We start from the raw sequence: 23,501 nt of genomic DNA, 5'->3' as shown, positions 1-23,501 counted from the left end.
GGTGTCCGGACTCCCCCCGTTGTCCGGGCACCCGCGTCACGACGACGCGACCGAGGAGCACAGCCCATGCGGAGCACCATCAACAGCGCCACCGTGAGCGAGCTGGACGCCCCAGGCGAGCACGCCGACCACACCCGGCTGCTGGAGCGGACCCTGTTCGAGGTGAAGCGGGTGATCGTCGGCCAGGATCGGCTGGTGGAGCGGCTGCTGACCGCGTTGCTCGCCCGGGGCCACTGCCTGCTGGAAGGGGTGCCCGGCGTGGCCAAGACCCTCGCCGCGGAGACCCTGGCCACGGCGGTTGGCGGCAGCTTCGCCCGGATCCAGTTCACTCCTGACCTGGTGCCGTCGGACCTGCTCGGCACCCGGATCTACCGAGCCTCGACCGAGACGTTCGACGTCGAGCTGGGGCCGGTCATGGCCAACCTGGTCCTCGCCGACGAGATCAACCGAGCCCCGGCCAAGGTGCAGTCGGCGCTGTTGGAGGTGATGGCCGAGGGACATGTCTCGATCGGTGGGCGGACATACCCGGTCCCCACCCCGTTCCTGGTGCTGGCCACCCAGAACCCGATCGAGTCCGAGGGCGTCTACCAACTGCCCGAGGCGCAACGGGACCGCTTCCTGATGAAGGTCGTGGTCGACTATCCAACCGACGACGAGGAACTGGGCATCCTCTACCGGATGGGCACCGGCACCCCGGCCGCCCGGCCGGTGCTGGACCCGACTCGGCTGGTGGCGTTGCAGGCCCGGGCCCGCGAGGTCTTCGTCCACCACGCTCTGGCCGAGTACGTCGTACGGCTGGTGCTGGCCACCCGCGATCCGCGCCGGTTCGGGCTACCGGACGTGGCCGCGCAGCTGGCGTACGGTGCCAGCCCCCGCGCCACCCTCGGTCTGATCGCCGCCGCCCGGGCCCTGGCGTTGCTGCGTGGCCGGGACTACGTGCTCCCCGCCGACGTACGGGAGATCGCCGGCGACGTGCTCGCCCACCGGCTGGTCCTCTCCTTCGACGCGGTCGCCGACGACGTCGACCCCGACGAACTGGTACGGCAGGTCGTCGAGGCGGTGCCGCCCCCGCAGATCGCTCCCGCCCAGGAAACCCAGGGGCCAGGTCTGGGGACGGCGGCATGAACGAGAACGCGACGAGCCTCGGGCACCTGGCGCCGCAGCGTCGGCTGCGCCGGCTGGAACTGACCATCACCCGCCGGCTCGACGGGTTGCTGCACGGGCAGCACCTGGGCCTGCTGCCCGGCCCGGGCAGCGAACCGGCGGGCAGTCGGGAGTATCGCCCCGGCGAGGACGAGGTACGGCGGATGGACTGGTCGGTTACCGCGCGGACGACCGTGCCGCACGTGCGTACCGTCGACGCCGACCGGGAGCTGACCACCTGGGCGTTGGTGGACGCGACGCCCAGCATGGACTTCGGCACCGCCGAGTTGGAGAAGCGCGAGCTGGCGGTGGCGGCCGTCGCCGCCGTCGGGTTCCTCACCGCGGGCTCCGGCAACCGGCTCGGCGCGCATCTGCTCGGCGACGCCGGAGTGCGCCGCTTCCCCGCCCGCACCGGCCGGTATCACCTGCTCAGCCTGCTGCGCACCCTGTTGGAGGTGCCACGCGGCCGGCCGGCCAGCGACCCCGTGCCGCTGGCCGAGGCCATCGACGGGTTGCGCCGGTCGGCCGGCCGTCGCGGGCTGGCGGTGGTCGTCTCCGACTTCCTGGATGGCCTGCCCGACGAGGGGGTGGCCGGTGCCGGAGGCCGCCCCCCGGACTGGGAGCGACCGCTACGGCGGCTGGCCGCGCGGCACCAGGTGCTCGCGGTCGAGGTCCGCGATCCGCGCGAGCTGGAGCTGCCCGACGTCGGCCTGATCACGTTGCTCGACCCGGAGAGCGGGCGACGGCGCGAGGTCGCACCGGCAGCCGCCGGCTGCGCGACCGTTACGCGGCGGCCGCCGCCGCGCAACGGCTGGCCGTGGCGCGGGCGCTGCGCCGGGCCGGCGCGGCGCAGCTCCCGCTGAGCACCGACCGGGACTGGATCGCCGACATCGTCCGGCACGTCCACGCCCAGCGCCGGCTGGCCCGGGCGACCCGACCGACGAACGGAGGCGCCGCGTGAGCTGGGAGTCCCCCGAACGGCTGTGGCTGTTGGCCGGGGTTGCCGCCCTGGTGGTCGGGTACCTGCTGCGTCAGCGCCGACACAGCCGGTACGCCGTGCGGTTCACCAACCTGCGCCTGCTGGACAAGGTGGCGCCCACCCGCCCGGCGTGGCGCCGGCACGTACCGGCCGGGCTGTTCGTCGCGATGCTGGCGCTGCTGGTGGTCGGCTTCGCCCGCCCGACCGACGAGGTACGGGTGCCCCGGGAACGGGCCACCGTCATCGTGGCCGTCGACGTGTCCCGGTCCATGCTCGCCGACGACGTACCGCCGGACCGGCTGCTCGCGGCCCGGGAAGCGGCCCGCGAGTTCGTGGCCGACCTGCCGGCGGAGTTCAACGTCGGGCTGGTGGCCTTCGCCGGCAGCGCGTCGGTGCTGGTCGCACCGGGCGGCGACCGGGAGTCGGTCACCGCCGGCATCGACCAGCTCGACGAGGGTGTCACCGGCCTACAGGGAACGGCGATCGGCGAGGCCATCCACGCCTCGCTGGAATCGATCCGCACCCTGGACGCGCAGGCCGCCGAGGATCCGCCGCCGGCACGGGTGGTGGTGCTCTCCGACGGGGCGAACACCTCGGGACGGGAACCGGCGCAGGCTGCCGCCGACGCGGTGCAGGCGGGCGTACCTGTCGACACCATCTCCTTCGGTACGCTCGACGGCCGCATCGGTGGCGGCCAGTCGGTCCCGGTCGACGGGGAGACCCTGCGCGCCGTGGCCGAGCAGGCCGGCGGGGGCTACTACGAGGCGGGCAGTGGCGACGAGTTACGTGCTGCGTACTCCGACATCGGCTCGTCGGTCGGTCACCGGCTGGAGCGCCAGGACGTGTCGGCGCGGTTCATCGGCGCCGGCCTGGTGCTCGCCCTGCTGGCCGCCGCCGGCTCCCTGTTCTGGTTCTCCCGACTGCCCTGACGGCCGTCCTACGGACCTCTTCGAGGAGGGACATCGCATGCACAGCACGATTCCGGGGTTGGGTGAGCCGCGCGGACCACGCTTCGTCTCGCCTGCCCTGTCGACCGACGATCAGCCGACCGGGTCCACTCCCGTCGCGCCGATCCCGGGCGCGCTGACCGGGCCCGACGACCCGGCACACGGCCTGGCGGACCAGAGCGCGGAAGCGGACTCCGGTGCGTCGCGCTGGCCCCGGCTGCTGCTGGCCGGGTTGGCCGTGGTGGCGGTGTCGGCTGGCGCCGGCGGCGTCGCCGGGCACCTCACCGCCGGCGACACACCGGCAGCCGACCCGGGAGCCGCGCCGGCCGGTGCGACCGGAAGTACGACCGCCGACCTGGTCACCGCCGCCGACCAGGTGCTCGCCGGGGTGGTGTCGGTGCGGGTGACCAGCGGCGGCCGAGGTGCCTCCGGATCCGGGTTCCTGATCGACGAGCGGGGGCATGTGGTGACCAACAGCCATGTGGTGGCCGGCGGGGACACCTTCCAGGTGGTCGGCCGGGACGGCCGTCGGCTCACCGCACGGTTGGTCGGCCGTGACCCGGGTACCGACATCGCCGTGCTGCGGGTCGATCCCGGCAACGCGCTGCGCCCGCTACCGCTGGCCTCGGCCGGCCGGACCCGGGTCGGTGAGCCGGTGCTCGCCGTCGGCTCGCCGCTCGGACTCTCCGGCACGGTGACCGCCGGAATCGTCAGCGCGCTGGACCGGCCCGTCCGGCTCGGCGGTGGCGCCCGGCAGCCAGCGGTGCAGACCGACGCGTCCATCAACCCCGGAAACTCCGGCGGCCCACTGGTAAACGGTCGGGGCGAGGTGGTGGGCGTGAACACCGCTATCGCCACGCTGGAGGGCAGCGGCAACATCGGGATCGGTTTCGCCATCCCGGTGGAGCGGGCAGCTCAGGTGGCGCAGGGGCTGATCGCGAGGGGATAACTGACAGATGCGGCTGCTCGTGGTGGAGGACGAAGAGGATCTGGCCGGCGCGTTGCGGGTCGGGCTGGCCCGCGCCGGCTACGCCGTCGATCTCGCCGCCGACGCGGCGCAGGCGTACGACCTGCTGCTGGTCAACGCGTACGACCTGATGCTGCTCGACGTCAATCTGCCCGATGGCGACGGGTTCGCGCTGTGCCGGGCGATCCGCTCCGGCGCGGTCGAGGTGGCCGGTGGGCGGGATCTTCGGGTGCTGATGCTCACCGCCCGCGGTGCCTTGACCGACCGGGTCCGTGGCCTGGACGAGGGCGCCGACGACTACCTGGTGAAGCCGTTCGCGCTTGTCGAGTTGCTGGCGCGGGTGCGGGCGCTGCTGCGCCGGGACACCGGCGGTACCGGGGTGGTCCTCACCGTGGGCGCGTTGACCCTGGACGTGGCGCGGCAGGAGGCCCGGCGGGGCAGCCGTCAGCTGCACCTGACCCGGAAGGAGTTCGGCGTCCTGGAGTACCTGATGACCCGTCCCGGGCGGGTGGTGCCGGCCGAGGAGTTGCTGGAGCACGTCTGGGACGCCAACGCCGACCCGTTCACCGAGACCGTCCGGGTCACCGTGGGTACGCTGCGGCGCAAACTCAGCGGTGGCGGCGACGCCCCGGCGATCGAGACGGTCGTCGGACGCGGCTACCGGCTGCGGGAGGTGCTGGCATGACTGTCTTCCGGTCGATCCGGTTCCGGCTGACCGTGCTCTACTCGACGCTGTTGTTCGCGCTTGCCGGCGCCGGCCTGCTGGTGGCGTACGTGGCGGTGGACCGCGCGGTCGATCCCAAGCCGATCACCAAGCGGTACGAGGCGCAGTTGGTCAAGCTCAAGAGCGACGGGCGTACGGTGCCGACCGGCACCACGCTCGAGGTGGCCGAGGTGCAGCAGATCGAGGACGAGGTGAACCTGCGGCTGTTGCAGACGGTCCGGGACTATTCGTTGATCGCGCTCGGCGGGCTCTTCGTGGCCAGCCTCGGCATCGGTTGGGTGCTCTCCGGCCGGGCGTTGCGTCCGGTCGGCGAGATCGCCCGTACCGCCCGGGAGATCCAGGCCACCGACCTGTCCCGACGGATCCGCCTGGCCGGTCCCCGCGACGAACTGCGCGACCTCGGCGACACCATCGACTCGATGCTCGACCGGTTGGATCATGCCTTCCACGCCCAGCGGCAGCTCATCGATGACGCTTCGCACGAGTTGCGCAGCCCGCTGGCGATCATCCGCGCCAATCTCGACGCCTCGCTGACCGCACCGGAGGCCGGTGACCAGGAGCGTGCCGCGGCGGTGGCGACGATCGACCGGGCCACCGACCGGATGTCCCGGCTGGTCGAGGATCTGCTGGCCACGGCCCGCCGGGACGCCGACTCGATGTCCGACACGGACGTGGACCTCAGCACCGTGGCCCGTGAGGCCGGCGAGGACTTCGCCGCCCTGGCCACCGGCCGTGGCCTGCGCCTGCGGTTCGCGCTCGACCCGGATCTCACGCTCATCGGAGACCCGGACACGCTGCGCCGGGCCGCCGGCAACCTGCTGTCCAACGCGGTACGCCTCTCCCCTCTCGGCGGGGCGATCAAGGTGGCCACCGGCCGGGTGGGCGACTGGTTGTGGTTGGCCGTCGCCGACGAGGGGCCGGGCATCGCCGAGGCCGACCAGGCACGGGTCTTCGACCGGTTCTGGCGGGGCGAGGCCGGTCGGGGTGGCTCCGGTGGCGACCGGCGGACCGGGTTGGGGTTGGCCATCGTCCGGCAGATCGTCGAGTCGCACGGTGGACAGGTGGCGGTGTTCTCCCGGCCGGGTACGGGCAGCACCTTCGTGTTGTGGCTGCCGGCCGCCGATCGGACCGGAGACACCCGGCCGCCGGCCAGCACGCCGCTGTGACTGTCATCCAACTGTCATCCAACCGTGCGGTCGACTCCAAGGTCGTTGCGCAAGGTGGTGATCGATCGGGACGGCGCGTCGGGTCGCCGGCATCAACAACGAAGGAGACCGCTGTGGTGATGCCGTGGCCTTGGCCGATGCCCGACGATCACTCCTTCCGCGCGCTGTGGGACGAGCCACAGCATCACGACGAGGATGTCCGTCTCGCCGCCCTGGTCGCGCAGCGGCTGAGCGCCGACTGGTCGACCCGCAGGCAGCAGATCACGGTGATGGTGCAGAACCGCGTCGTGATCCTCACCGGCCTGGTCGCCAGCGCCGAGACCCGCCGCGCGGCCGGCGAGTTGGCCTGGGACATCGAGGGCGTGACGGACGTCTGCAACGCGCTACGGCTGGCCGGTCACCGGCGAGGTCGCCGCTGATGAACTTCGGCTCGTCCACGGTGCCACGGCACCGGTGCCGTGGACGAGCCGGACCCGCGTAGGTCGCCTATTCCGCCGCGTCCGCTGCCGCCGGGTGTCTCTGCAAGCGGGCGAGCGCGTCGGCGCGGGTGTCCGCGACCGGAAACACCTCGTCCAGCCGGGTGACCCGGAGCACCTGACGGATCAGCGGCGAGGTCGACGCCACGCAGAGCTGTGCGCCGCGGTCAGCGGCGGCGCGATGCGCGCGGACGAGCAGCCCGAGCGCGGTGGAGTCGACAAGATCCGTCCCACCGAGATCCACCAGGACGTGCCCGCCCATGTCGGCCGCGTGCCCCAACGCCATGCCCAGCGTCTCGCCGGTGTCGACATCGACGTCGCCGGCGACGGTCACCACGGTGACGGCACCGAGGTGCTCGATGCCGAGGATGCCACCGGGCACGCCGGCAGCGGCGGGGCCGAGCTGGGTGCAGTGCGCGCAGCGGTGCGGACCGTCGGCCAGCGGGGAACCGCTCCAGCCGTGCTCGGACACCAGCGGCCACACCACCTCCGCGGCGGAGTGCGTCCGCGGTCCGGCGACCGTGTCACCGCAGTTGTCACAGGTCAGGGTGACCAGGTGGTCATCGAGAACGACGGCCATGGCGCGCTCCTTCCCAGGTCGGAGGGGTTGAGGTCCCAACCCTGCCGGGGCCAGGTGGCGGGCACCGCGCGGACACATGACGGTTGGGTGACGAATCGTCTTCCCGCTGCTTGCGGGTCGGATGGGCGACGTCGGCGCCGCGTACGTCGTCCGCTTTGCGACGATAGACGTAGAGCGATCAGTTGATCCCTGTGTGCGACGGGAGGTCGAAGGATGCGAAAGGCACTACCCACCGACGAACCGGTCGGCACCCTGGACGTGGTGCACCGGTTCCACGGCCCGATGCCCACCGGGGTGACCGTCTCGCACCGCGGTCGGATCTTCGTCAACTTCCCCCGCTGGGGCGACCAGGTGCCCGCCACCGCGGTGGAGCTGCGACGCGGACGCGAGGTTCCCTACCCCGACCTGCGGTGGAACACACCGTCCAGCGACGACGACCCGGCCGCGTTCGTGTCGGTGCAGAGTGTGGTGGTCGACCCGGCCGACCGGCTCTGGGTGCTCGACACGGGCAGCCCGATGTTCCAGCCGACCTCGCCCGGCGGGCCGAAGCTGGTCCGCGTGGACCTGAGAACCGACACCGTCGCCCAGGTGGTCACCTTCCCGCCCGAGGTGGTGCTGCCCACGTCGTACCTCAACGATGTGCGCTTCGACCTGCGCCGTGGGGAGGCCGGGCTGGCCTACATCACCGATTCCGCCGATGGTGCCCCCAACGCCCTCATCGTGGTCGACCTGGCCAGCGGGGCATCGTGGCGGCGACTCAACGACCACCCGTCCACGAAGGCCGCGCCGCTGGAGGACTTCCGTCCGGTGGTCGAGGGACGCCCGTTCCTGGTCCGGCCCCCGGACGCTCCCCCGCAGCCGGTGGGCGTCGGCGCCGATGGCATCGCTATCTCCGCCGACGGCACGCGGCTGTACTACTGCGCCCTCGCCACCCGCCGCTGGTACAGCGTCGCCACCGACGCCCTGGCCGACCGCGCCCTGGGCGACGCGGAGGTCGCCGCGACGGTGCTCGACGAGGGCGACAAGGGCGGCGGCGCCGACGGCCTGGAGTCCGACGACGCCGGCCGGATCTATCTCACCAACTACGAGCACAACGCGGTGCTGCGACGCCGGCCCGACGGCGAGTACGAGACCGTGGTGCACGACGCCCGGCTGCTCTGGCCGGACACGCTAAGCGTGGCCACCAACCGGCACCTCTACATCATCGCCAACCAGGTGCACCGGCAGCCGCCGTTCAACCGCGGCCGGGACCTGCGACGCCGGCCGTACGCCCTGTTCCGGACCCGCATCGACGCGGGCCCGGTGCTGCTGCGACCGTGACGACCGGCACGCCCCGATCGGGTGGAAGCGGCACCTGATCGGGGCGGCGGGCCATGCGCCGCAGATAGCGTCGGAGGGAATACCGACGAGGTGAGGAGCCGGGTCGTGACCGAGCCGGAGGAAGAACGCGAGAAGAGCGCGAAGACCGACCCGGTGCTGTTCTCCCCGGACGGCGACCCGCACCACAATCCGGCACAGACGCCGCTACCGGACGAGCACCTGCCGGTGACGTACTCCCACGACGGCGAGACCGACGTGATCGACGGGGAGCAGTAACGGCTACCCGCCGGCGCGTACCGCGGCGGTCAGCTCGTCGTCGTAGCGGGCCAGGGCACGCCCGTCGGCGGAGTAGGCGATCAACTGCCCGTGCGCCATGGTGGCCGAACGGAACGAGAACGTCCGGACCCCGGGATAGGCGGCCAGCAGCGGGATGGTGCGCGGCGGACCGCCCGGAGCGGAGTGGTAGTCCAGCCGCGCCACCTGGTCGGAGACCACACCGTTGACGCGCACCTTGGTCTTTTCGCTGCGGGTGCCGAAGGTGACCGGGGCACCGGTGCCGTAGCGGGCGCACTCCACCGGCCCCCGGCAGACGAAGAAGTACCGCGAGTTGACCACGTCCGGGAGACGGTATGCCTTGAAGGTGGGATCGGCCCCGGCGGGCAACGGCTGCACGGCGAAGAACGCCAGTGCGCCGAGGGACGCCACGCCGACCCGCAGCCACCCTCGCGGGAAGGCCCGGTTGGCATGGGTACGGGCGGTGGTGAGCGCGACCGCGCCGAACCCTGCCACGCAGAGCACGACGGTGCCGATGGCACGGGCGTTCTCGAAGAGAAACTGCACACCGGGTCGCATCGACACCGGGGCCAGCACGACACCCAGCGACAACACCATGCTGGCCAGCAGCAGTGCACCGGCGACCCGCCGGGCCACGCCGACGGCGCCCACCAGCAGCATCGCGGCCAGGATGGTCCACACCTGGTGGTGGGTCCAGGAGACCGGGGACGCGGCCACGGTGGCGCAGCCGACCAGCACGGCGGCGTGCCCCGGTCGCCCCAGCCGGGACAGCGCCCGCGCCCGGAGTAACGCCAGGGCGCAGATGACGGCCACCAGGGCGGCCCAGACCAGCGGAAGGGACCCCTCGTCCATGCCGATACGAAGCAGCATCCCGTGCACCGACTGGTTGCCCAGCGACGCCAGGTTGCCGATCCGGGAGGTCTGGGTGACCGTGCCCGCCCAGTAGGTCAGGCTCTCGGCGGGCAGGACGGCCAGGGCGAGCGCCGCGCAGCCGACGAAGGCGGCCAGCGCGCGGGCGGCGTCGCGGTACCGGCCGCAGGCCAGGAAGTAGAGCACGAACAGCAGCGGCGTCAGTTTGATCGCCGCCGCCACGCCGATCAGCACACCGCGCATCCGTGACGGCGGCGCCATCCCGTCGAGCAGCGCCATCAGCACGATGAAGATGCTCACCTGCCCGAACCGCAGGTTGCTCTGCACCGGCGCGGCGACCATGAGCACCGCCGCGACCGCCGCGATGCTGACGGACGCCGACGTCGTCGTGCGATCCCCGGCCGTACCCGGGCTCGGCATGGCGGCGCGCCCTTCGGCCAGGGCACGACCGACGGGTATGGCGATGGCCACCACGGCGGCACAGGTCGCCGCCAGCCAGAGCGCTTCGACCACGCCGAGCGGCACGGTCGTGATCGGCCAGAGCACGAGCGCCGCGAACGGCGGGTACGTGAACGGCCCGCCGTTCGGCGCCACGTACCCGTACAGCGGACGTCCGGCCCGCAGATCGGTCAACGCTCCGTGGTAGATGTGCAGGTCGGACAGGCGGTCAGGGCGCCGCAGCACCAGCGCGACGGAGACCAGTGCCGCGACCGCGAACCCCACCCACAGCAGCGCCGCCCGACGATCCCGCATGGACAGAGAATAGATGTACCCGCGACCGCTGGGCGCGAGGCGGCGCGCCGCTCGGCGCGGCCCCACCACCGCTCAGCGCGGCTGCTCCACCACACCTTGTGACGTCGCGACGCAGGCGAAGAGAATCATCGATGTTCTGAGAGCCGGACGAGGTAGGGCACCGGGCAGCCCTCGATCGGAACACCACCATGTCTCCTTCCGTCCGGAGGACCCGTTCCATGAGAAAAGCGATCCGACTGTGGTGCGCCGCCCTGGCAACCCTCGTCCTGACCGCGTTCGCCGCGCTGTCGCTCCCGACATCGGCGTCGGCGGCGACGCTTACCGAGGTGACGAATTTCGGCACCAACCCGAGCAACCTACGCATGTACCTCTACGTGCCGGACCGGGTCGCGCCACGACCGGGCCTGCTGGTCGTGGCGCACTACTGCACCGGCAACGGGCCGGCGATGTACTCGGGCACCCAGTACGCACGCCTGGCCGACCAGTACGGCTTCATCGTGATCTACCCGTCGGTGACCCGCAGCAGCCAGTGCTTCGACGTCTACTCGCAGCAGGCGTTGCGTCGCGGCGGGGGCAGCGACCCGGTCGGCATCATGTCGATGGTGGAGCACGTCCGGAGCCGCTACTCGGTGGACCCGGCCCGGATCGCCGCGACGGGCACCTCGTCCGGAGCGATGATGACGAACGTCCTGCTCGGGCTCTACCCGGACGTCTTCCGCGCCGGCGCGGCCTTCGCCGGGGTGCCCTTCGGCTGCTTCGCCACCACCGGCGGCTCGGAGTGGAACAGCCAGTGCGCCAACGGGCAGATCATCCGCACCCCGCAGCAGTGGGGAGATCTGGTCCGCAACGCCTATCCCGGGTACACCGGCCCACGGCCACGGATGCAGATCTGGCACGGCACCAACGACGACATCCTGCGCTACCCGAACTTCGGCGAGCAGATCAAGCAGTGGACCAACCTGCACGGGTTGAGCCAGACCCCGACCTTCACCGACAGCCCGCAGTCCGGCTACACCCGGACCCGGTACGGCGGTTCCGGCGGTAACGCACCGGTCGAGGCGATCAGCATGCAGGGCGTGTCGCACAACCTGCCGGTCGACGCCGCGCAGGCGATCCGGTTCCTCGGACTCGACGCCGCGTCGCCCACCCCGACGCCGACGCCGACGCTCACTCCCACTCCCACGCCGACGCCGACGCCGACGCCGACGGTGACTCCCACGCCGACGCCCACCACGCCGCCGCCGGGCACGGGGTGCCGCGTCAGCTATGCGGTGAACGCCTGGAACACCGGGCTGACCGCGTCGGCGACCATCACCAACACCGGCGCCACAGCGGTCAACGGTTGGAACCTGGCGTTCACCCTGCCTGCCGGGCAGACCATCACGAACGGTTGGAACGCGACCTACTCCCCGACCTCCGGGGCGGTGACCGCCCGCAACGTCTCCTACAACGGCACCATCGCTCCCAACGGCTCGGTCACCATCGGCTTCCAGGCCACCCACAGCGGCAACACCGCCAGCCCGTCCTCGTTCTCGCTCAACGGCGCTCCCTGCGCGGTCAGCTGACCGTAGCCCTCGCCCGGATCGGCCCGGTGTCCGTACGGCTACCGCCGTACGGACACCGGCGTCCCGCCGCTCACTTGGTTTAGGCCGGACCGGAAGATATATTGCTGTCGATGTTAGGAAAGCGCTTGCTCTGCGTCGTTCACCACTCCGGCACGCGCTCCACCACCGCACTCGCACCCGGAGGAACCCGCATGCTGCTCAGGACAGGAAGACGAACGGCTCGGCGCTGGCTGGTCGCCGTCAGCACGTTGGCGCTTGTCGGCGCCGGTGTGACGGTGGCCTCGCCGAGCGCCCGGGCCGCGACGGTCGATCCCAACGCCACCTACGTGTTCGTCAACCGGCACAGCGGCAAGGCGATGGATGTGTGGAACTGGTCCACCGCCGACAACGCCCCGATCAACCAGTACACCCGCAACGACGCCGCCGTGCAGCAGTGGCGGTTCGTCGACGTCGGCAACGGCTACTACCAGATCCGCTCCGTACACAGCGGCAAGGTCCTCGAACTGCCCAACGCCACCGACGGCGTCCAGCTCGTGCAGAACGCCGCAGCCAGCGGCAACACCCGCCAACACTTCCGCCTCGCCGACTCCGCCGGCGGGTACGTCCGGTTCCTCAACCGGCACTCGAACAAGGCCCTCGACGTGTGGGGCTGGTCCACCGCCGACGGCGGCATGATCTCGCAGTACCAGGACCACGACGGCGCCAACCAGCAGTGGCAGCTGGTCACCCTGGGAGGCGGCAACGGCAACGGCTGCGGCAGCGGCTCGTTTCAGGCCGAGGCGGTGCTCAACGGCGGCACCTGGACCGCCCGCAACGGTGGCAGCACTGTCTACACCGGCAGCGACATGCGCTCCGCCGTGCAGGCCGCGGTGAACAGCCTCAGCGCCGGCCGGACCAGCAAGCAACGGGTCGTGGTACGCGGCTCCGGCTCGATCAGCGCCGGCTCGCGCATCTCCCTGCCGAGCTACACGACGATCGACGTCTGCGGCACGATAAACGTGACCGGCTCCGGCTCCGGTGACCAGGCACCGATCTACTCGCGCGGCACCACCCAGGTCGAGGTGCAGAACCTCACCGTCACCGGCACGCCCCTCTACGGCATCTTCATGCGCAACGTCACAAACGTGATCCTCGGCCAGATCGACCTGCGCCTGTCGAGCGGCTTGGGGGTACGCATCGACAACCGGGGCGACACCAGCCAGTGGACGCGCAACGTCCGCATCGACAACGTGTTCGTCTCCGGCACCAGCACTCACGGCGTCGAGACGTACGGCGTGGACGGCCTCACCGTCGGCACGGTGACCGCCCGCAACGTCGGCGGTTCCGGCCTGCTGCTCAACGAGACCATCAACGCGACCGTGGCCACCGTCGACGCGGAGAACGCCGGCACCGGCACCGGCTACGCGGCGTTCCGCACCGCCAACCGCGCCGGGCGGATCGGCTCCGGTTACCCGATCAACATTCGGGTCGGCACCGTACGGGCACGCGGCGGCGGCCGAGGCATCTTCTGCGTCTCCGAGTCCGGCGGTGTGGCGGTCAACCGGGTCGACATCGCCAACACCGGCAACAACGCGATCCTGATCGAGAACTGCTACGGCGTGGACATCGCGGCCGGCGGTGGCACCATCAGCGGTGGCGGGGAGGTTCGACTGGCGGCGCGGACGGAGTTCCCCGGCAACCGGGACATCACGCTGCGCAACTTCACCCTGGCCAACAGCCGGATTCTGGAGAGCCCCTGCACGACCAACCTGACCATCAGCAACGTCACCCTCAGCAATTCGAGCATCAACCGCTGCTGACTCGCCCGCACCCGTCCCGGCGGTCCGTCAACGGACCGCCGGGCGCGTGGGTGCGTCGGGCAAGGTCAGGCAACCGAACGGCCGCACGGCCACCCGCTCGGAGTCGGTTGACAGATCATGGGGGTGATCCCAGACTGGCTCGCGTCGATGCCGTCGGCCACCGGTGAGGAGCCTGGATGAAGATCGCCGATGCCCGGGTCATCGTCACCTGTCCCGGCCGGAACTTCGTCACGTTGAAGCTCGTGACGGACGACGGGGTGACCGGGGTCGGCGATGCCACCCTCGTCGGCCGGGAGATCGCGGTCGCGAGTTACCTGACCGAGCACGTCGTACCGCTGTTGATCGGTCGGGAAGCCGACCGGATCGAGGACACCTGGCAGTACCTGTACCGGGGCGCGTACTGGCGGCGCGGCCCGGTGACGATGAGCGCCATCGCGGCGGTGGACACCGCGCTGTGGGACATCAAGGGCAAGGTGGCCGGGCTGCCGGTGTACCAACTGCTGGGCGGTCGCAGCCGCGACGGGGTCACCGTCTACGGCCACGCGAACGCGCCCACTGTGGACGGCCTGCTCGCCGAGATGGCCCACCACCTCGATCTCGGGTACCGCGCGATCCGGGTGCAGTGCGGCGTGCCCGGGCTGGCCGACACCTACGGCGTGACTCAGGACGGCGCGGCACATGAGCCGACGGGCGCGGCCGTCCCGGCCGAGACCGTGTGGAGCAGCGAACGGTATCTCACCCATGTGCCGTCGGTCTTCGCCCAGGTACGCAGCGAGTTCGGGCCGGAGGTGAAGCTGCTGCACGACGTGCACCACCGGCTGACCCCGATCGAGGCCGCCCGGCTGGGCAAAGCCCTGGAGCCGTACGCGCTGACCTGGCTGGAGGACCCGGTGCCGGCGGAGTTGCAGGAGGGTTTCCGGCTGATCCGCCAGCACACCACCACGCCGCTCGCCGTCGGCGAGGTCTTCAACACCGTCTGGGACTGCCAGCAGCTGATCACCGAGCAGCTCATCGACTACGTGCGGGCCACCGTCGTGCACGCGGGAGGCATCACCCACCTGCGCCGGATCTTCGACCTCGCCCACCTGTACCACGTACGCAGTGGGTCGCACGGCACCACCACGCTGTCCCCGGTGTGCCTGGCCGCGGCCCTGCATCTCGACGTCAGCATCCCCAACTTCGGTCTGCAGGAGTATCTGCCACACACCGAGGCGACCGACGCGGTCTTCCCGCACTCGTACCGCTTCGCCGACGGCTGTCTGCACCCGTCGGAGGAACCGGGGCTCGGCGTCGACATCGACGAGGAGTTGGCGGCGCGGCATCCGTACCGCCCGGCTTCGCTGCCGGTGAACCGGTTGGAGGACTGCACCCTGCACAACTGGTGACGTGGCGCTCGGCCTGACCCGCTGAGCCAGGCGGCACCTGGCGCGCCGAGGCCCGGCGCGGACATGTCCGCGCCGGGCCCGGTGTGGTGCTGACGGATCAGCTCCCGGAGCAGGCGAAGTTACCGGATGGCCCGGTACCGGTGCCCTGGAAGCCGAAGCTGGCGGTGCCGCCGGCGCCGACGCTACCGTTGTAGCTGACGTTGCGGAACGTCACGTTGCCACTGGTTCCGCTGGAGCTGGCGTTCCACGTATTGGTCACCGAGCTACCGCCCGGAAGTCCGATGGTTACCGCCCAGCCGTTCAAACTGCTGGAGCCTGCGGTGACCCGGATCTGAGCGACGAAGCCACCGTTCCACTGGTCCAGCGACGCCACCGACGCGGTGCATCCGGATCCACCGGGCGGCGGAGTGCTCGGCGGCGGGGTGCTCGGCGGCGGGGTGCTGGGCGGCGGAGTGCTCGGCGGAGGAGTGGTCGGCGGCGGGGTGGTGGGCGGCGGGGTGGTCCCGCCCGCGTTCAGGGCATCGAGCGTCGCGTTGTACGCCTGCTTCTTGTTGCCGTTGTTGTCGAACAGCAGCGGGGTGCCGTACGAGCGCCACGAGTCGCTGTCCCGGATGCCCCAGACGGTGATGCCGTTGCACCGCGGGACCGCGAGGCAGTCCTGGACCACCCGACGGTACGTGTCCGCCTGCTGGGAGCCGGAGCCCTCGATGTCCAGCTCGGTGATCTGCACGTCCACCCCGAGCGCGGCGAAGCTGGACAGCGTGGTGCGGTAGTTGCTGTTGTACGCCGACTGCGCGTTGAAGTGCGACTGGAACCCGACGCAGTCGATCGGCACGCCACGCTGCTTGAAGTCCTGCACCATCCGGTACACGGCCTGGGTCTTGGCCCAGGTCCAGTTGTCGGTGTTGTAGTCGTTGTAGCAGAGCTTGGCGCCCGGGTCGGCGGCCCGGGCGGCCCGGAACGCGGCCTCGATCCAGTCGTTGCCGGTGCGCTGCAGGTTCGAGTCCCGCCGTGCGCCGCTGTTGCCGTCGTCGAACGCCTCGTTCACCACGTCCCACGAGTCGATCTTGCCCCGGTAGTAGGACGCGACCTGGGTGACGTGGTTGAGCATCGCGTTACGCAACGCGGTGCCCGACATGTTCCGCATCCACTCGGGCTGCTGCGAGTGCCAGGCCAGGGTGTGACCCCGGACCTTCCAGCCGCGGGACAGGGCGTGGTTGACGATCCGATCCGCGTTCGTATAGGTGAACCGCCCCTGCTGCGGCTCGAGCGCGTCGATCTTCATCTCGTTCTCGGCCGTGACCGAGTTGAACTCGCGGTTCAGGATGTTGACGTAGGTGGAATCGGAGAGCTTGTGCCCCGCCACCGCGGCACCGAAGTACCGGCCGGACTGGGCCGCAGCCGCACCGAGGGTGGACTCGGCGGCCTGGGCGCTGGAGGTCACCACCAGGCTGGAGGCAACGAGGGCGAGACCGACTGCGGCCGAGACCAGCGCAGCGCGCGTTCGCAGTCGGGTAGCCGGCCGCCCGCTGGCGCGGGCGTGGGCGTTGTTCATGGCATGAGCCTTTCGACGAAGCCGTGCTGATGAGAAGCCGGCCCCGACTACTGCCCAACACGATGGCCCTCGTCGCCGACGCGGTCGCCCGGATGCCGCGTCGGCCGGTGCACTCAGCCGGCCATCATGAGTAGATCGAGGCTGTTGTATCGAAAACCTTATCGAAACAGGTCCGAAAGCTCAACGCGCCGCAGCACTCTTTGACCGTTCATCCCCGTACCGGTCCGACTCCGCCGTCGTCGGCGCGCCACCGGGAATGTGGTCATGCCGGTGAGATCAGAGCCCTCGAAAGTTTCGGGCCGTCCGACCGATCCGTGGTTTCCTCGCCGAGCACGTCAGCCAGCCAGCGCAGCTGCCGCCGCACCTGAGTCGCGTCGCCGTGTTCGTGGCCGTTGAACGGATAGACATGCATCGTGCGCTCGGGAGGCGGACCACCAACGGTGGCACCGTAGTGGTTGTAGGCGGCGAACCCGGTGCTCGGGGGACACACCATGTCCCGCAGCCCGATGCCGAAGTGGACCGGCGCGTTGGCCCGACGGGCAAAGCTGACCCCGTCGACGTACGACAGCGTGCGTCGTACGGCCGGCTCCGCGTCGCGGTTGACCGCGAGGTAGTTGACGATCTCGCCGTACACGCCGACCTCGGTGATCTCCAGGGCCCGCTGCGGGTGACAGAGGAACGGTGCGGTGGTGAGCACGGCGGCGAGGTCACTGACCAGGCCGGCGACCGCGAGGGACAAACCGCCCCCCTGGCTGTTGCCGGCGGCCACCACCCGACGCGGGTCGACTCCCGGCAGCGCACGGGCCGCCTGCACCGCCCGCACCGCGTCGGTGATGAGCCGGCGGTAGTAGTAGCCCTCCGGGGTCATGATGCCGCGGGTCACCGGCGACGGACCACCGGGTGCCGCACCGTGCGGGTCCGGCGTATCCCCCGCGCCGTACTGGCCGGACTGTCCCCTGGCGTCCATCAGCAGGTGGGCATAGCCGGCAACCGGCCAGGTCAGGCGTTCGTGTGGCAGCCCCCGACCACGGCCGTAGCCGACGTACTCCACGATCACCGGTAGCGCCTCGTCGACCCCGGCCGGACGGTTGTACCAGGCCCGGACCGGGTCGCCGCCGAAACCGGCGAAGGTGACGTCCCAGCTGTCCACCAGGCGCAGGTCGGTCGGTTCGGGTCGGAGGTCGAGCAGCACCGGCGACTGGGTCGCCGCGTCCAGGGTCGACTGCCAGAACGTGTCGAAGTCGGCGGGCTCGGCCACGGCCGGCGTGTACTGGCGCAACTGGGCCAGCGGGAGGTCGAACAGGGGCATGGCTCCTCGCAGCGGGCTCGGTCATGAATGTGGGGGCGGCGCGGTGCTCTCCCTGATCACCAGTTCGGCAACCAGATCTATCCGGCTGGTGGGCAGGGCGTTGCCGCGCGCTAGGTCGAGCAGCATCTGGGTGGCGGTGCCGGCCATGTCGCGCAGCGGTTGATGGACCGTGGTCAGGGCCGGACCGACCCAGGCCGAGAGTGGCAGGTTGTCGTAGCCGACCACCGACACGTCGCCGGGAACGTCGAGGCCGAGCTGCCGGGCCGCCCGCAACACCCCCAACGCCTGCAGGTCGGAGCCGGCGAAGATCGCCGACGGACGGTCGGGCCGGCTGAGCAATTCGATGCCGTGGGTGTAACCGGCGTCGAGGTGGAAGTTGCCATGGCGGACCAGCGTGGCATCGATCGGGACGCCTAGTTCCTCATGGGCACACCGGAAGCCGGCCGTGCGGGCCCGGGCACAGAGCACGTCCCGTGGACCGGAGATGACCGCGATCCGGCGGTGCCCGAGATCCAACAGGTGCCGGGTGGCGATCAGACCGCCGTTCCAGTTGTTCGAGCCGACGGTCGGCACGGAGGCCACGCTGGCGCTGTCGGTGTCGATGACGACCACGGGGATCGACTGGCGCTGCAACTGCTGCCGCTGCGGTTCGGTGAGGTTGCACATGACCAGCAGCACCCCGAGGGGGCGCCGGGCGACCGCCGCGTCGACCCAGGACTGCGGTGGCCGGCGAGCGGCACTGAGCTGCGACAGCATCACGTTCACCCCGGTGAGGGCGGCGACCGCCTCGACCCCCCTGATGATCTCCAGGGCCCAGTCGGAACCGAACTCGTGGAACACCAGGTCGATCTGGCCCTCTCCGGGCGCCCGACGGGAGCGTCGGCGGTAGCGGTGCCGTTGCAGGCTGGCCTCGACGCGCGCCCGGGTCACGGCGGCCACGTCCGACCGTCCGTTGAGGACCTTCGAGACCGTGGCCGAGGAGACACCGACCTCCCGCGCGATGGTCGCGATGGTCGCGGAGCCGAGCGCTGCCGGCGAACGCTTCTCTGCCATCGGATCCTCTGCAACGATTCCGAAATTTTCGGAGACTGTAGCACGCATCGGACCGGCGGAAGGTGACCCAAGTCGATGCTGCCCACTCGCGGAGATGAATACGGGCAATCGCTTACCAGCACGGCAAGTACGGCCTGAACAGTCTTTCCATGCCTCTTGACATGCCCTGTCGACGCGCTTAGGTTCCCCGACACAGGTGTCCGACTGGTTTCCGAAAATTTCGATAATCGCCGTGCTCCACGGCGGTCGGCGTGGCCTGCCGGGAGACCTCCCGGCCCCGGCCGGAGGGGTTCGCATGACAAGTCAGCTGCCCGTCGACGACCGATTGGCGTCCACTCACGCCGATCGGTGGCGTGATCCGAAGCTGCGACCGGACGAACGGGCCGACGCGCTCATCCCGCTGATGTCGCTGGAAGAGAAACTCGCTCAGCTGGTCGGCCTCTGGGTCGGTGCGGACGCTTCCGGTGAGGGCGTCGCTCCCCACCAGACCGACATGGTCGAGCACACCCCACCGTGGTCGGAGGCGATCCGGCACGGCCTGGGGCAGCTGACCCGGCCGTTCGGAACCGCGCCGGTCGACCCGGTCCTCGGCGCGCGTTCCCTGGCCGCGTCCCAGGCGCAGATCGTTGCGGCAAACCGGTTCGGCATTCCGGCGCAGGTGCACGAGGAGTGCCTCACCGGCTTCGCCGCCTGGCGGGCTACCGTCTACCCGACGCCGCTGAGCTGGGGCGCGGCCTTCGACCCGGAGCTGGTCGAGGAGATGGCCGGGCTGATCGGCCGGTCGATGCGCGCCGCCGGTGTCCATCAGGGACTCGCACCGGTGCTGGACGTCACCCGCGACTACCGCTGGGGGCGCACCGAGGAGACGATCGCCGAGGATCCCTACCTGGTCGGCACGATCGGCGCGGCGTACGTGCGCGGGTTGGAGCGGGCCGGCGTGGTGGCGACGTTGAAGCACTTCGCCGGCTACTCGGCGTCGCGCGGCGGCCGGAACCTGGCGCCGACCGCGATGGGGCGCCGGGAACTGGCCGACGTGATCCTCCCACCCTTCGAGATGGCCCTGCGGCTCGGCGGGGCACGGTCGGTGATGAACTCGTACGCCGAGATCGACGGTGTGCCGGCGGCGGCCGACGAGGATCTGCTCACCCGGACGCTGCGGGAACAGTGGGGCTTCGACGGCGTGCTGGTCGCGGACTACTTCGCCGTCCGGTTCCTGCAGACCCTGCACGGTGTCGCCGCGGACGCGGCGGCGGCGGCGCGGCTGGCGCTACGGGCCGGCATCGACGTCGAGCTGCCCACCGTGGACGCATACGGCGCGCCCCTGGCGGCGGCGGTACGCTCCGGCGAGGTCAGCGAGGGCCTCGTCGACCGGGCGCTGCGGCGGGTGCTGATTCAGAAGATCGAGCTGGGGCTGCTCGACGAGGGCTGGCAGGAGCTGCCGGCGGACGTCGAGGCGCTGCGCTTCGACGACGAGGCCAATCAGGCCGTCGCCCTGCGGCTGGCCCGCCAGTCCGTCGTGCTGCTGCGCAACCGGGACGGGCTGCTGCCCCTCGCCGATCACCAGCGGGTCGCCCTGGTCGGTCCGGTCGCGGACGACGCGATGGCGATGCTCGGCTGCTACACGTTCCCGCTGCACGTCGGGGTGCACCACCCCGAGCACGGCATCGGGGTCGAGATCCCCTCTCTGCGCGAGGCGCTCGCACGGCGGCATCCGCAGCTCACCCACGTACCGGGTACCGACATCACCGGCGACGACACATCGGGCATCGCGGCGGCGGTTCAGGCGGCCGCCGACGCCGACGTCTGCGTCCTGGCCGTCGGCGACCGGGCCGGCATGTTCGGCCGGGGCACGTCCGGCGAGGGCTGCGACGCGGTCGACCTTGAGCTGCCCGGAGTGCAGGCGGAACTGGTACGCGCGGTGCTGGCCACCGGGACGCCGGTCGTCCTGGTGGTCCTCTCCGGCCGTCCGTACGCCCTGGGCGACGCGGCGGACAGCGCGAGCGCCATCGTGCAGGCGTTCTTTCCCGGCCAGCTCGGCGGTCAGGCGTTGGCCGAGATCCTCACCGGCGCGGTCGACCCGTCCGGGAGGCTGCCGGTCAGCGTGCCCCGGCACGCCGGTGGGCTGCCCGGCACCTACCTCACCCCCATCTTGGGCCGACGGTCGAAGGTGTCGTCGGTGGACCCGACGCCGGCGTTCCCGTTCGGCCACGGTCTCAGCTACACCACCTTCGAGTGGGACGACGCCGAGGTGAGCGACGCGTCCGGCGATGTCACCGCGGCTCCGGCGACCTGGCCGGTCGACGGGGAGGTGACCGTCGGCGTCACCGTCCGCAACACCGGCGCCCGGGCCGGCACCGAGGTGGTCCAGCTCTACCTGCACGATCCGGTGGCGCAGACCACCCGACCGGTGGTGCGTCTGATCGGGTACGCGCGGGTCCCGGTGGCGCCCGGCGGAGCGGCTCGGGTCAGCTTCACGGTCCCTGCCGACGTCACCTCGTTCACCGGGCTGCACGGCCGGCGAGTGGTCGAGCCCGGCGAGGTGCAGCTGCGGCTCAGCCGTTCCAGCGCTGACGTGGTGGCGAGCCTGGCACTGCGGCTGGAGGGTGACGAGCGCGAGGTCGGTCACCACCGAGAACTGCTGTCCCGGGTACGCGTCGAACCGGTCACCGGGCCCGCGCCGGAGGACCGGCCATGAGCAGCGTGACCACCCTGAACTCGTCGGCGTCCAGTCCGGACACGACGACACCGAACCGGCCACCACGGGCCCCCCGGCAGACCTGGCGACGCGCGCTGCGGCGCGACTGGCAGCTGTACTCGCTGGCGATCCTGCCGCTGCTGTTCTTCCTGATCTTCCGGTACCTGCCGATGCTGGGCAACATCATCGCCTTCCGCCGGTTCCAGCCCGGCGGCAACATCTTCGGCGAGTACTGGGTCGGGCTGCGGTACTTCAAGATGTTCCTGAACGACCCGACGTTCTGGAACGTCTTCACCAACACGCTGGTGCTGGGTGCGCTGACCCTGCTGTTCTGTTTCCCGTTGCCGATCGTGCTGGCGCTGCTGCTCAACGAGGTCCGGGCCCGCAAGCTCAAGCGCTTCGTGCAGTCGGTGTCCTACCTGCCGCACTTCCTGTCCATCGTGATCGTGGCGGCCATCGTCATGCAGCTGCTGTCGATGGATGGCACGGTCAACCAGCTCGTCCGCGCCGGTGGCGGTGACGCCATCCCGTTCCTGCAACGGCCGGAGTGGTTCCGCACCATCTACGTCTCCTCGGAGGTCTGGCAGACCGTCGGCTGGGGCACGATCCTCTACCTGGCGGCGCTCACCACCATCGACGACGACCTCTACGAGGCGGCCCGGATCGACGGCGCCAACCGGTGGCGGCAGACCTGGCACGTCACGCTGCCGGGCATCCGGCCGACCATGGTGACGCTGCTGATCCTCAACATCGGCGCCTTCATGGCGGTCGGCTTCGAGAAGATCCTGCTGCTGTACAACCCGCTCACCTATCCGACCGCGGACGTGATCTCCACCTACCTGTTCCGGATGGGCTTCCAGTCCAGCAACTTCAGCTACGCCGCCGCGATCGGGCTGTTCGAGGCGGTGATCGGGTTGATCCTGGTCGTCTCGGCGAACCTGATCGCCCGCCGCACGGTGGGGACGAGCCTGTGGTGACCATCGACGCCGCCGAGCGGCCCACCGAGACCAAGCCCCGCCCTCGCCGTCGCCGGGGCATCCAGCAGACCCGGGGCTACCGGGTGTTCCAGGTGGTCAACGGGATCATCCTGACCCTCGTGGTGGTGGTGACGCTCTACCCGTTCGTCAACATCGTGGCTCGTTCGATGAGCGACGAGGCGTACATCATCGCCGGCCAGGTGAATCTCGTGCCGCGCGGATTCACCCTGGAGACGTACCAGCTGCTGATGTCCGACTCGTTGTTCTGGACGAACTATCGCAACACCGTGTTCTACACGGTCACCGCCACGGTCATCTCGATCGTGATGACCACCTGCTACGCGTACGTGCTGTCGAAGAAGCAGCTCAAGGGGCGCGGGATGCTGGTGGGCATCGCGGTCTTCACCATGTTCTTCACCGGCGGCCTCATTCCCAACTACGTGCTGGTCACCAGCCTGGGCCTGAAGAACAGCGTCTGGGCCATCGCGCTCCCCAACGCCATAAACGTGTTCAACCTGTTGGTGATGAAGGCGTTCTTCGAGAGCCTGCCGACGGAGCTGGAGGAGGCCGCCGCGGTCGACGGGCTCAACACGTACGGCATCCTGCTGCGGATCGTGCTGCCGCTGTCGAAGGCCATCGTCGCCACGATGGTGCTCTTCTACGCGGTGGCCTTCTGGAACTCCTGGTTCGCGGCCTTCCTCTACATGGACCGGCAGGAACTCTGGCCGGTCACCGTGTACCTGCGAAACCTGATCGCCGGTGCCACCGGCGCGGAGAACGTCGGGGCGATCACCGAGGCCAACGAGGTACAGGCCGAGGCGACGCTCAAGGCCGTGACCATCGTGCTCACCACTCTGCCGATCCTCCTGGTCTACCCCTTCGTCCAGCGGTACTTCGTCCGGGGCATCATGCTCGGCGCGGTTAAGGGCTGACCAGAAGAAACA

At 70.7% G+C, this 23,501-nt stretch carries 19 protein-coding genes and 1 pseudogene; 15 read left to right on the top strand and 5 right to left on the bottom strand.

The genetic code is table 11. The features are described 5' to 3' along the window. Positions 1–66 precede the first annotated feature (66 nt). From Vse01_RS08870 to Vse01_RS08840, 7 genes and pseudogenes are all read left to right on the top strand, one after another. The gene (locus Vse01_RS08870) at positions 67–1,125 is read left to right on the top strand and encodes an AAA family ATPase (protein ID WP_093406899.1); all 1,059 of its coding nucleotides are present in this window, start codon (positions 67–69) and stop codon (positions 1,123–1,125) included. Next, positions 1,122–2,104, top strand: a pseudogene (locus tag Vse01_RS08865) (DUF58 domain-containing protein). Before Vse01_RS08870 ends, Vse01_RS08865 begins: the two are co-directional and overlap by 4 nt. Further along, positions 2,101–3,051, top strand: a complete 951-nt coding sequence (locus Vse01_RS08860; protein ID WP_093406902.1) for a VWA domain-containing protein — start codon at positions 2,101–2,103, stop codon at positions 3,049–3,051. Before Vse01_RS08865 ends, Vse01_RS08860 begins: the two are co-directional and overlap by 4 nt. Positions 3,052–3,088: 37 nt before the next feature. After that, positions 3,089–4,018 carry a S1C family serine protease gene (locus tag Vse01_RS08855; RefSeq protein WP_093406903.1) on the top strand — a complete coding sequence of 310 codons (930 nt, stop codon included), beginning with the start codon at positions 3,089–3,091 and terminating at the stop codon, positions 4,016–4,018. Between the two features lie 7 nt (positions 4,019–4,025). Then, the gene (locus Vse01_RS08850) at positions 4,026–4,721 is read left to right on the top strand and encodes a response regulator transcription factor (protein WP_093406906.1); all 696 of its coding nucleotides are present in this window, start codon (positions 4,026–4,028) and stop codon (positions 4,719–4,721) included. Then, on the top strand, positions 4,718–5,926 hold the full coding sequence (locus tag Vse01_RS08845) for a HAMP domain-containing sensor histidine kinase (RefSeq protein WP_093406909.1): 1,209 nt from the start codon (positions 4,718–4,720) through the stop codon (positions 5,924–5,926). Before Vse01_RS08850 ends, Vse01_RS08845 begins: the two co-directional genes overlap by 4 nt. A gap of 119 nt (positions 5,927–6,045) precedes the next feature. Beyond that, positions 6,046–6,345: a BON domain-containing protein gene (locus tag Vse01_RS08840; protein WP_093407153.1), complete on the top strand. Its 300-nt coding sequence runs from the start codon at positions 6,046–6,048 to the stop codon at positions 6,343–6,345. 67 nt (positions 6,346–6,412) lie between these two features. Here Vse01_RS08840 and Vse01_RS08835 read toward each other — a convergent pair whose 3' ends face one another. Next, the gene (locus Vse01_RS08835; RefSeq protein ID WP_093406912.1) at positions 6,413–6,982 is read right to left on the bottom strand and encodes an STAS domain-containing protein; all 570 of its coding nucleotides are present in this window, start codon (positions 6,980–6,982) and stop codon (positions 6,413–6,415) included. A gap of 213 nt (positions 6,983–7,195) precedes the next feature. Here Vse01_RS08835 and Vse01_RS08830 point away from each other — a divergent pair, with 213 nt between their 5' ends. Together Vse01_RS08830 and Vse01_RS08825 are read left to right on the top strand one after the other, a co-directional pair. Continuing rightward, positions 7,196–8,302: an L-dopachrome tautomerase-related protein gene (locus Vse01_RS08830; RefSeq protein WP_093406915.1), complete on the top strand. Its 1,107-nt coding sequence runs from the start codon at positions 7,196–7,198 to the stop codon at positions 8,300–8,302. A 105-nt stretch (positions 8,303–8,407) separates the two neighbouring features. Continuing rightward, positions 8,408–8,578 carry a hypothetical protein gene (locus tag Vse01_RS08825; protein ID WP_170863497.1) on the top strand — a complete coding sequence of 57 codons (171 nt, stop codon included), beginning with the start codon at positions 8,408–8,410 and terminating at the stop codon, positions 8,576–8,578. Between the two features lie 3 nt (positions 8,579–8,581). On the opposite strand, the gene Vse01_RS08820 is transcribed toward Vse01_RS08825, so the two are convergent. Beyond that, a complete protein-coding gene (locus Vse01_RS08820) occupies positions 8,582–10,219 on the bottom strand; it encodes a glycosyltransferase 87 family protein (RefSeq protein ID WP_093406918.1) in 1,638 nt (545 codons plus the stop codon). A 218-nt stretch (positions 10,220–10,437) separates the two neighbouring features. Here Vse01_RS08820 and Vse01_RS08815 point away from each other — a divergent pair, with 218 nt between their 5' ends. From Vse01_RS08815 to manD, 3 genes are all read left to right on the top strand, one after another. Then, on the top strand, positions 10,438–11,784 hold the full coding sequence (locus Vse01_RS08815) for an extracellular catalytic domain type 1 short-chain-length polyhydroxyalkanoate depolymerase (protein ID WP_093406920.1): 1,347 nt from the start codon (positions 10,438–10,440) through the stop codon (positions 11,782–11,784). Positions 11,785–11,975: 191 nt separating this feature from the next. After that, positions 11,976–13,583, top strand: a complete 1,608-nt coding sequence (locus tag Vse01_RS08810; RefSeq protein WP_093406924.1) for an RICIN domain-containing protein — start codon at positions 11,976–11,978, stop codon at positions 13,581–13,583. Positions 13,584–13,759: 176 nt separating this feature from the next. After that, complete coding sequence (gene manD / locus Vse01_RS08805) at positions 13,760–14,968, top strand: D-mannonate dehydratase ManD (RefSeq protein WP_093406927.1); 1,209 nt, start codon at positions 13,760–13,762, stop codon at positions 14,966–14,968. Between the two features lie 97 nt (positions 14,969–15,065). Here the strand turns inward: manD and Vse01_RS08800 are convergent, their stop codons facing one another. From Vse01_RS08800 to Vse01_RS08790, 3 genes are all read right to left on the bottom strand, one after another. Beyond that, positions 15,066–16,523 (bottom strand): endo-1,4-beta-xylanase, encoded by a 1,458-nt coding sequence (locus Vse01_RS08800; protein WP_093406929.1) that lies wholly within the window; start codon positions 16,521–16,523, stop codon positions 15,066–15,068. Between the two features lie 262 nt (positions 16,524–16,785). Beyond that, positions 16,786–17,832 (bottom strand): acetylxylan esterase, encoded by a 1,047-nt coding sequence (locus Vse01_RS08795; protein ID WP_093406932.1) that lies wholly within the window; start codon positions 17,830–17,832, stop codon positions 16,786–16,788. Between the two features lie 21 nt (positions 17,833–17,853). Next, positions 17,854–18,885, bottom strand: coding sequence for a LacI family DNA-binding transcriptional regulator (locus tag Vse01_RS08790; protein ID WP_093406934.1), 1,032 nt, complete (start codon positions 18,883–18,885; stop codon positions 17,854–17,856). A 295-nt stretch (positions 18,886–19,180) separates the two neighbouring features. On the opposite strand from Vse01_RS08790, the gene Vse01_RS08785 reads away from it, so the two are divergent. From Vse01_RS08785 to Vse01_RS08775, 3 genes are read left to right on the top strand one after another with little or no spacing between them, the layout of a single operon-like run. Next, positions 19,181–21,580: a beta-xylosidase/alpha-l-arabinosidase gene (locus Vse01_RS08785; RefSeq protein WP_093406937.1), complete on the top strand. Its 2,400-nt coding sequence runs from the start codon at positions 19,181–19,183 to the stop codon at positions 21,578–21,580. Beyond that, entirely contained in the window at positions 21,577–22,557 is a 981-nt protein-coding gene (locus Vse01_RS08780; RefSeq protein WP_170863498.1) for an ABC transporter permease, read from the top strand. Before Vse01_RS08785 ends, Vse01_RS08780 begins: the two co-directional genes overlap by 4 nt. After that, positions 22,554–23,489, top strand: coding sequence for a carbohydrate ABC transporter permease (locus Vse01_RS08775; protein ID WP_232511317.1), 936 nt, complete (start codon positions 22,554–22,556; stop codon positions 23,487–23,489). Before Vse01_RS08780 ends, Vse01_RS08775 begins: the two co-directional genes overlap by 4 nt. Positions 23,490–23,501 lie beyond the last annotated feature (12 nt).

It is taken from the genome of Micromonospora sediminimaris (assembly GCF_016863575.1).
Taxonomy (GTDB): Bacteria; Actinomycetota; Actinomycetes; order Mycobacteriales; family Micromonosporaceae; genus Micromonospora; species Micromonospora sediminimaris.
Note: the sequence above shows the minus strand (reverse complement) of the source record. Positions and strands in the feature narration are given on the sequence as shown.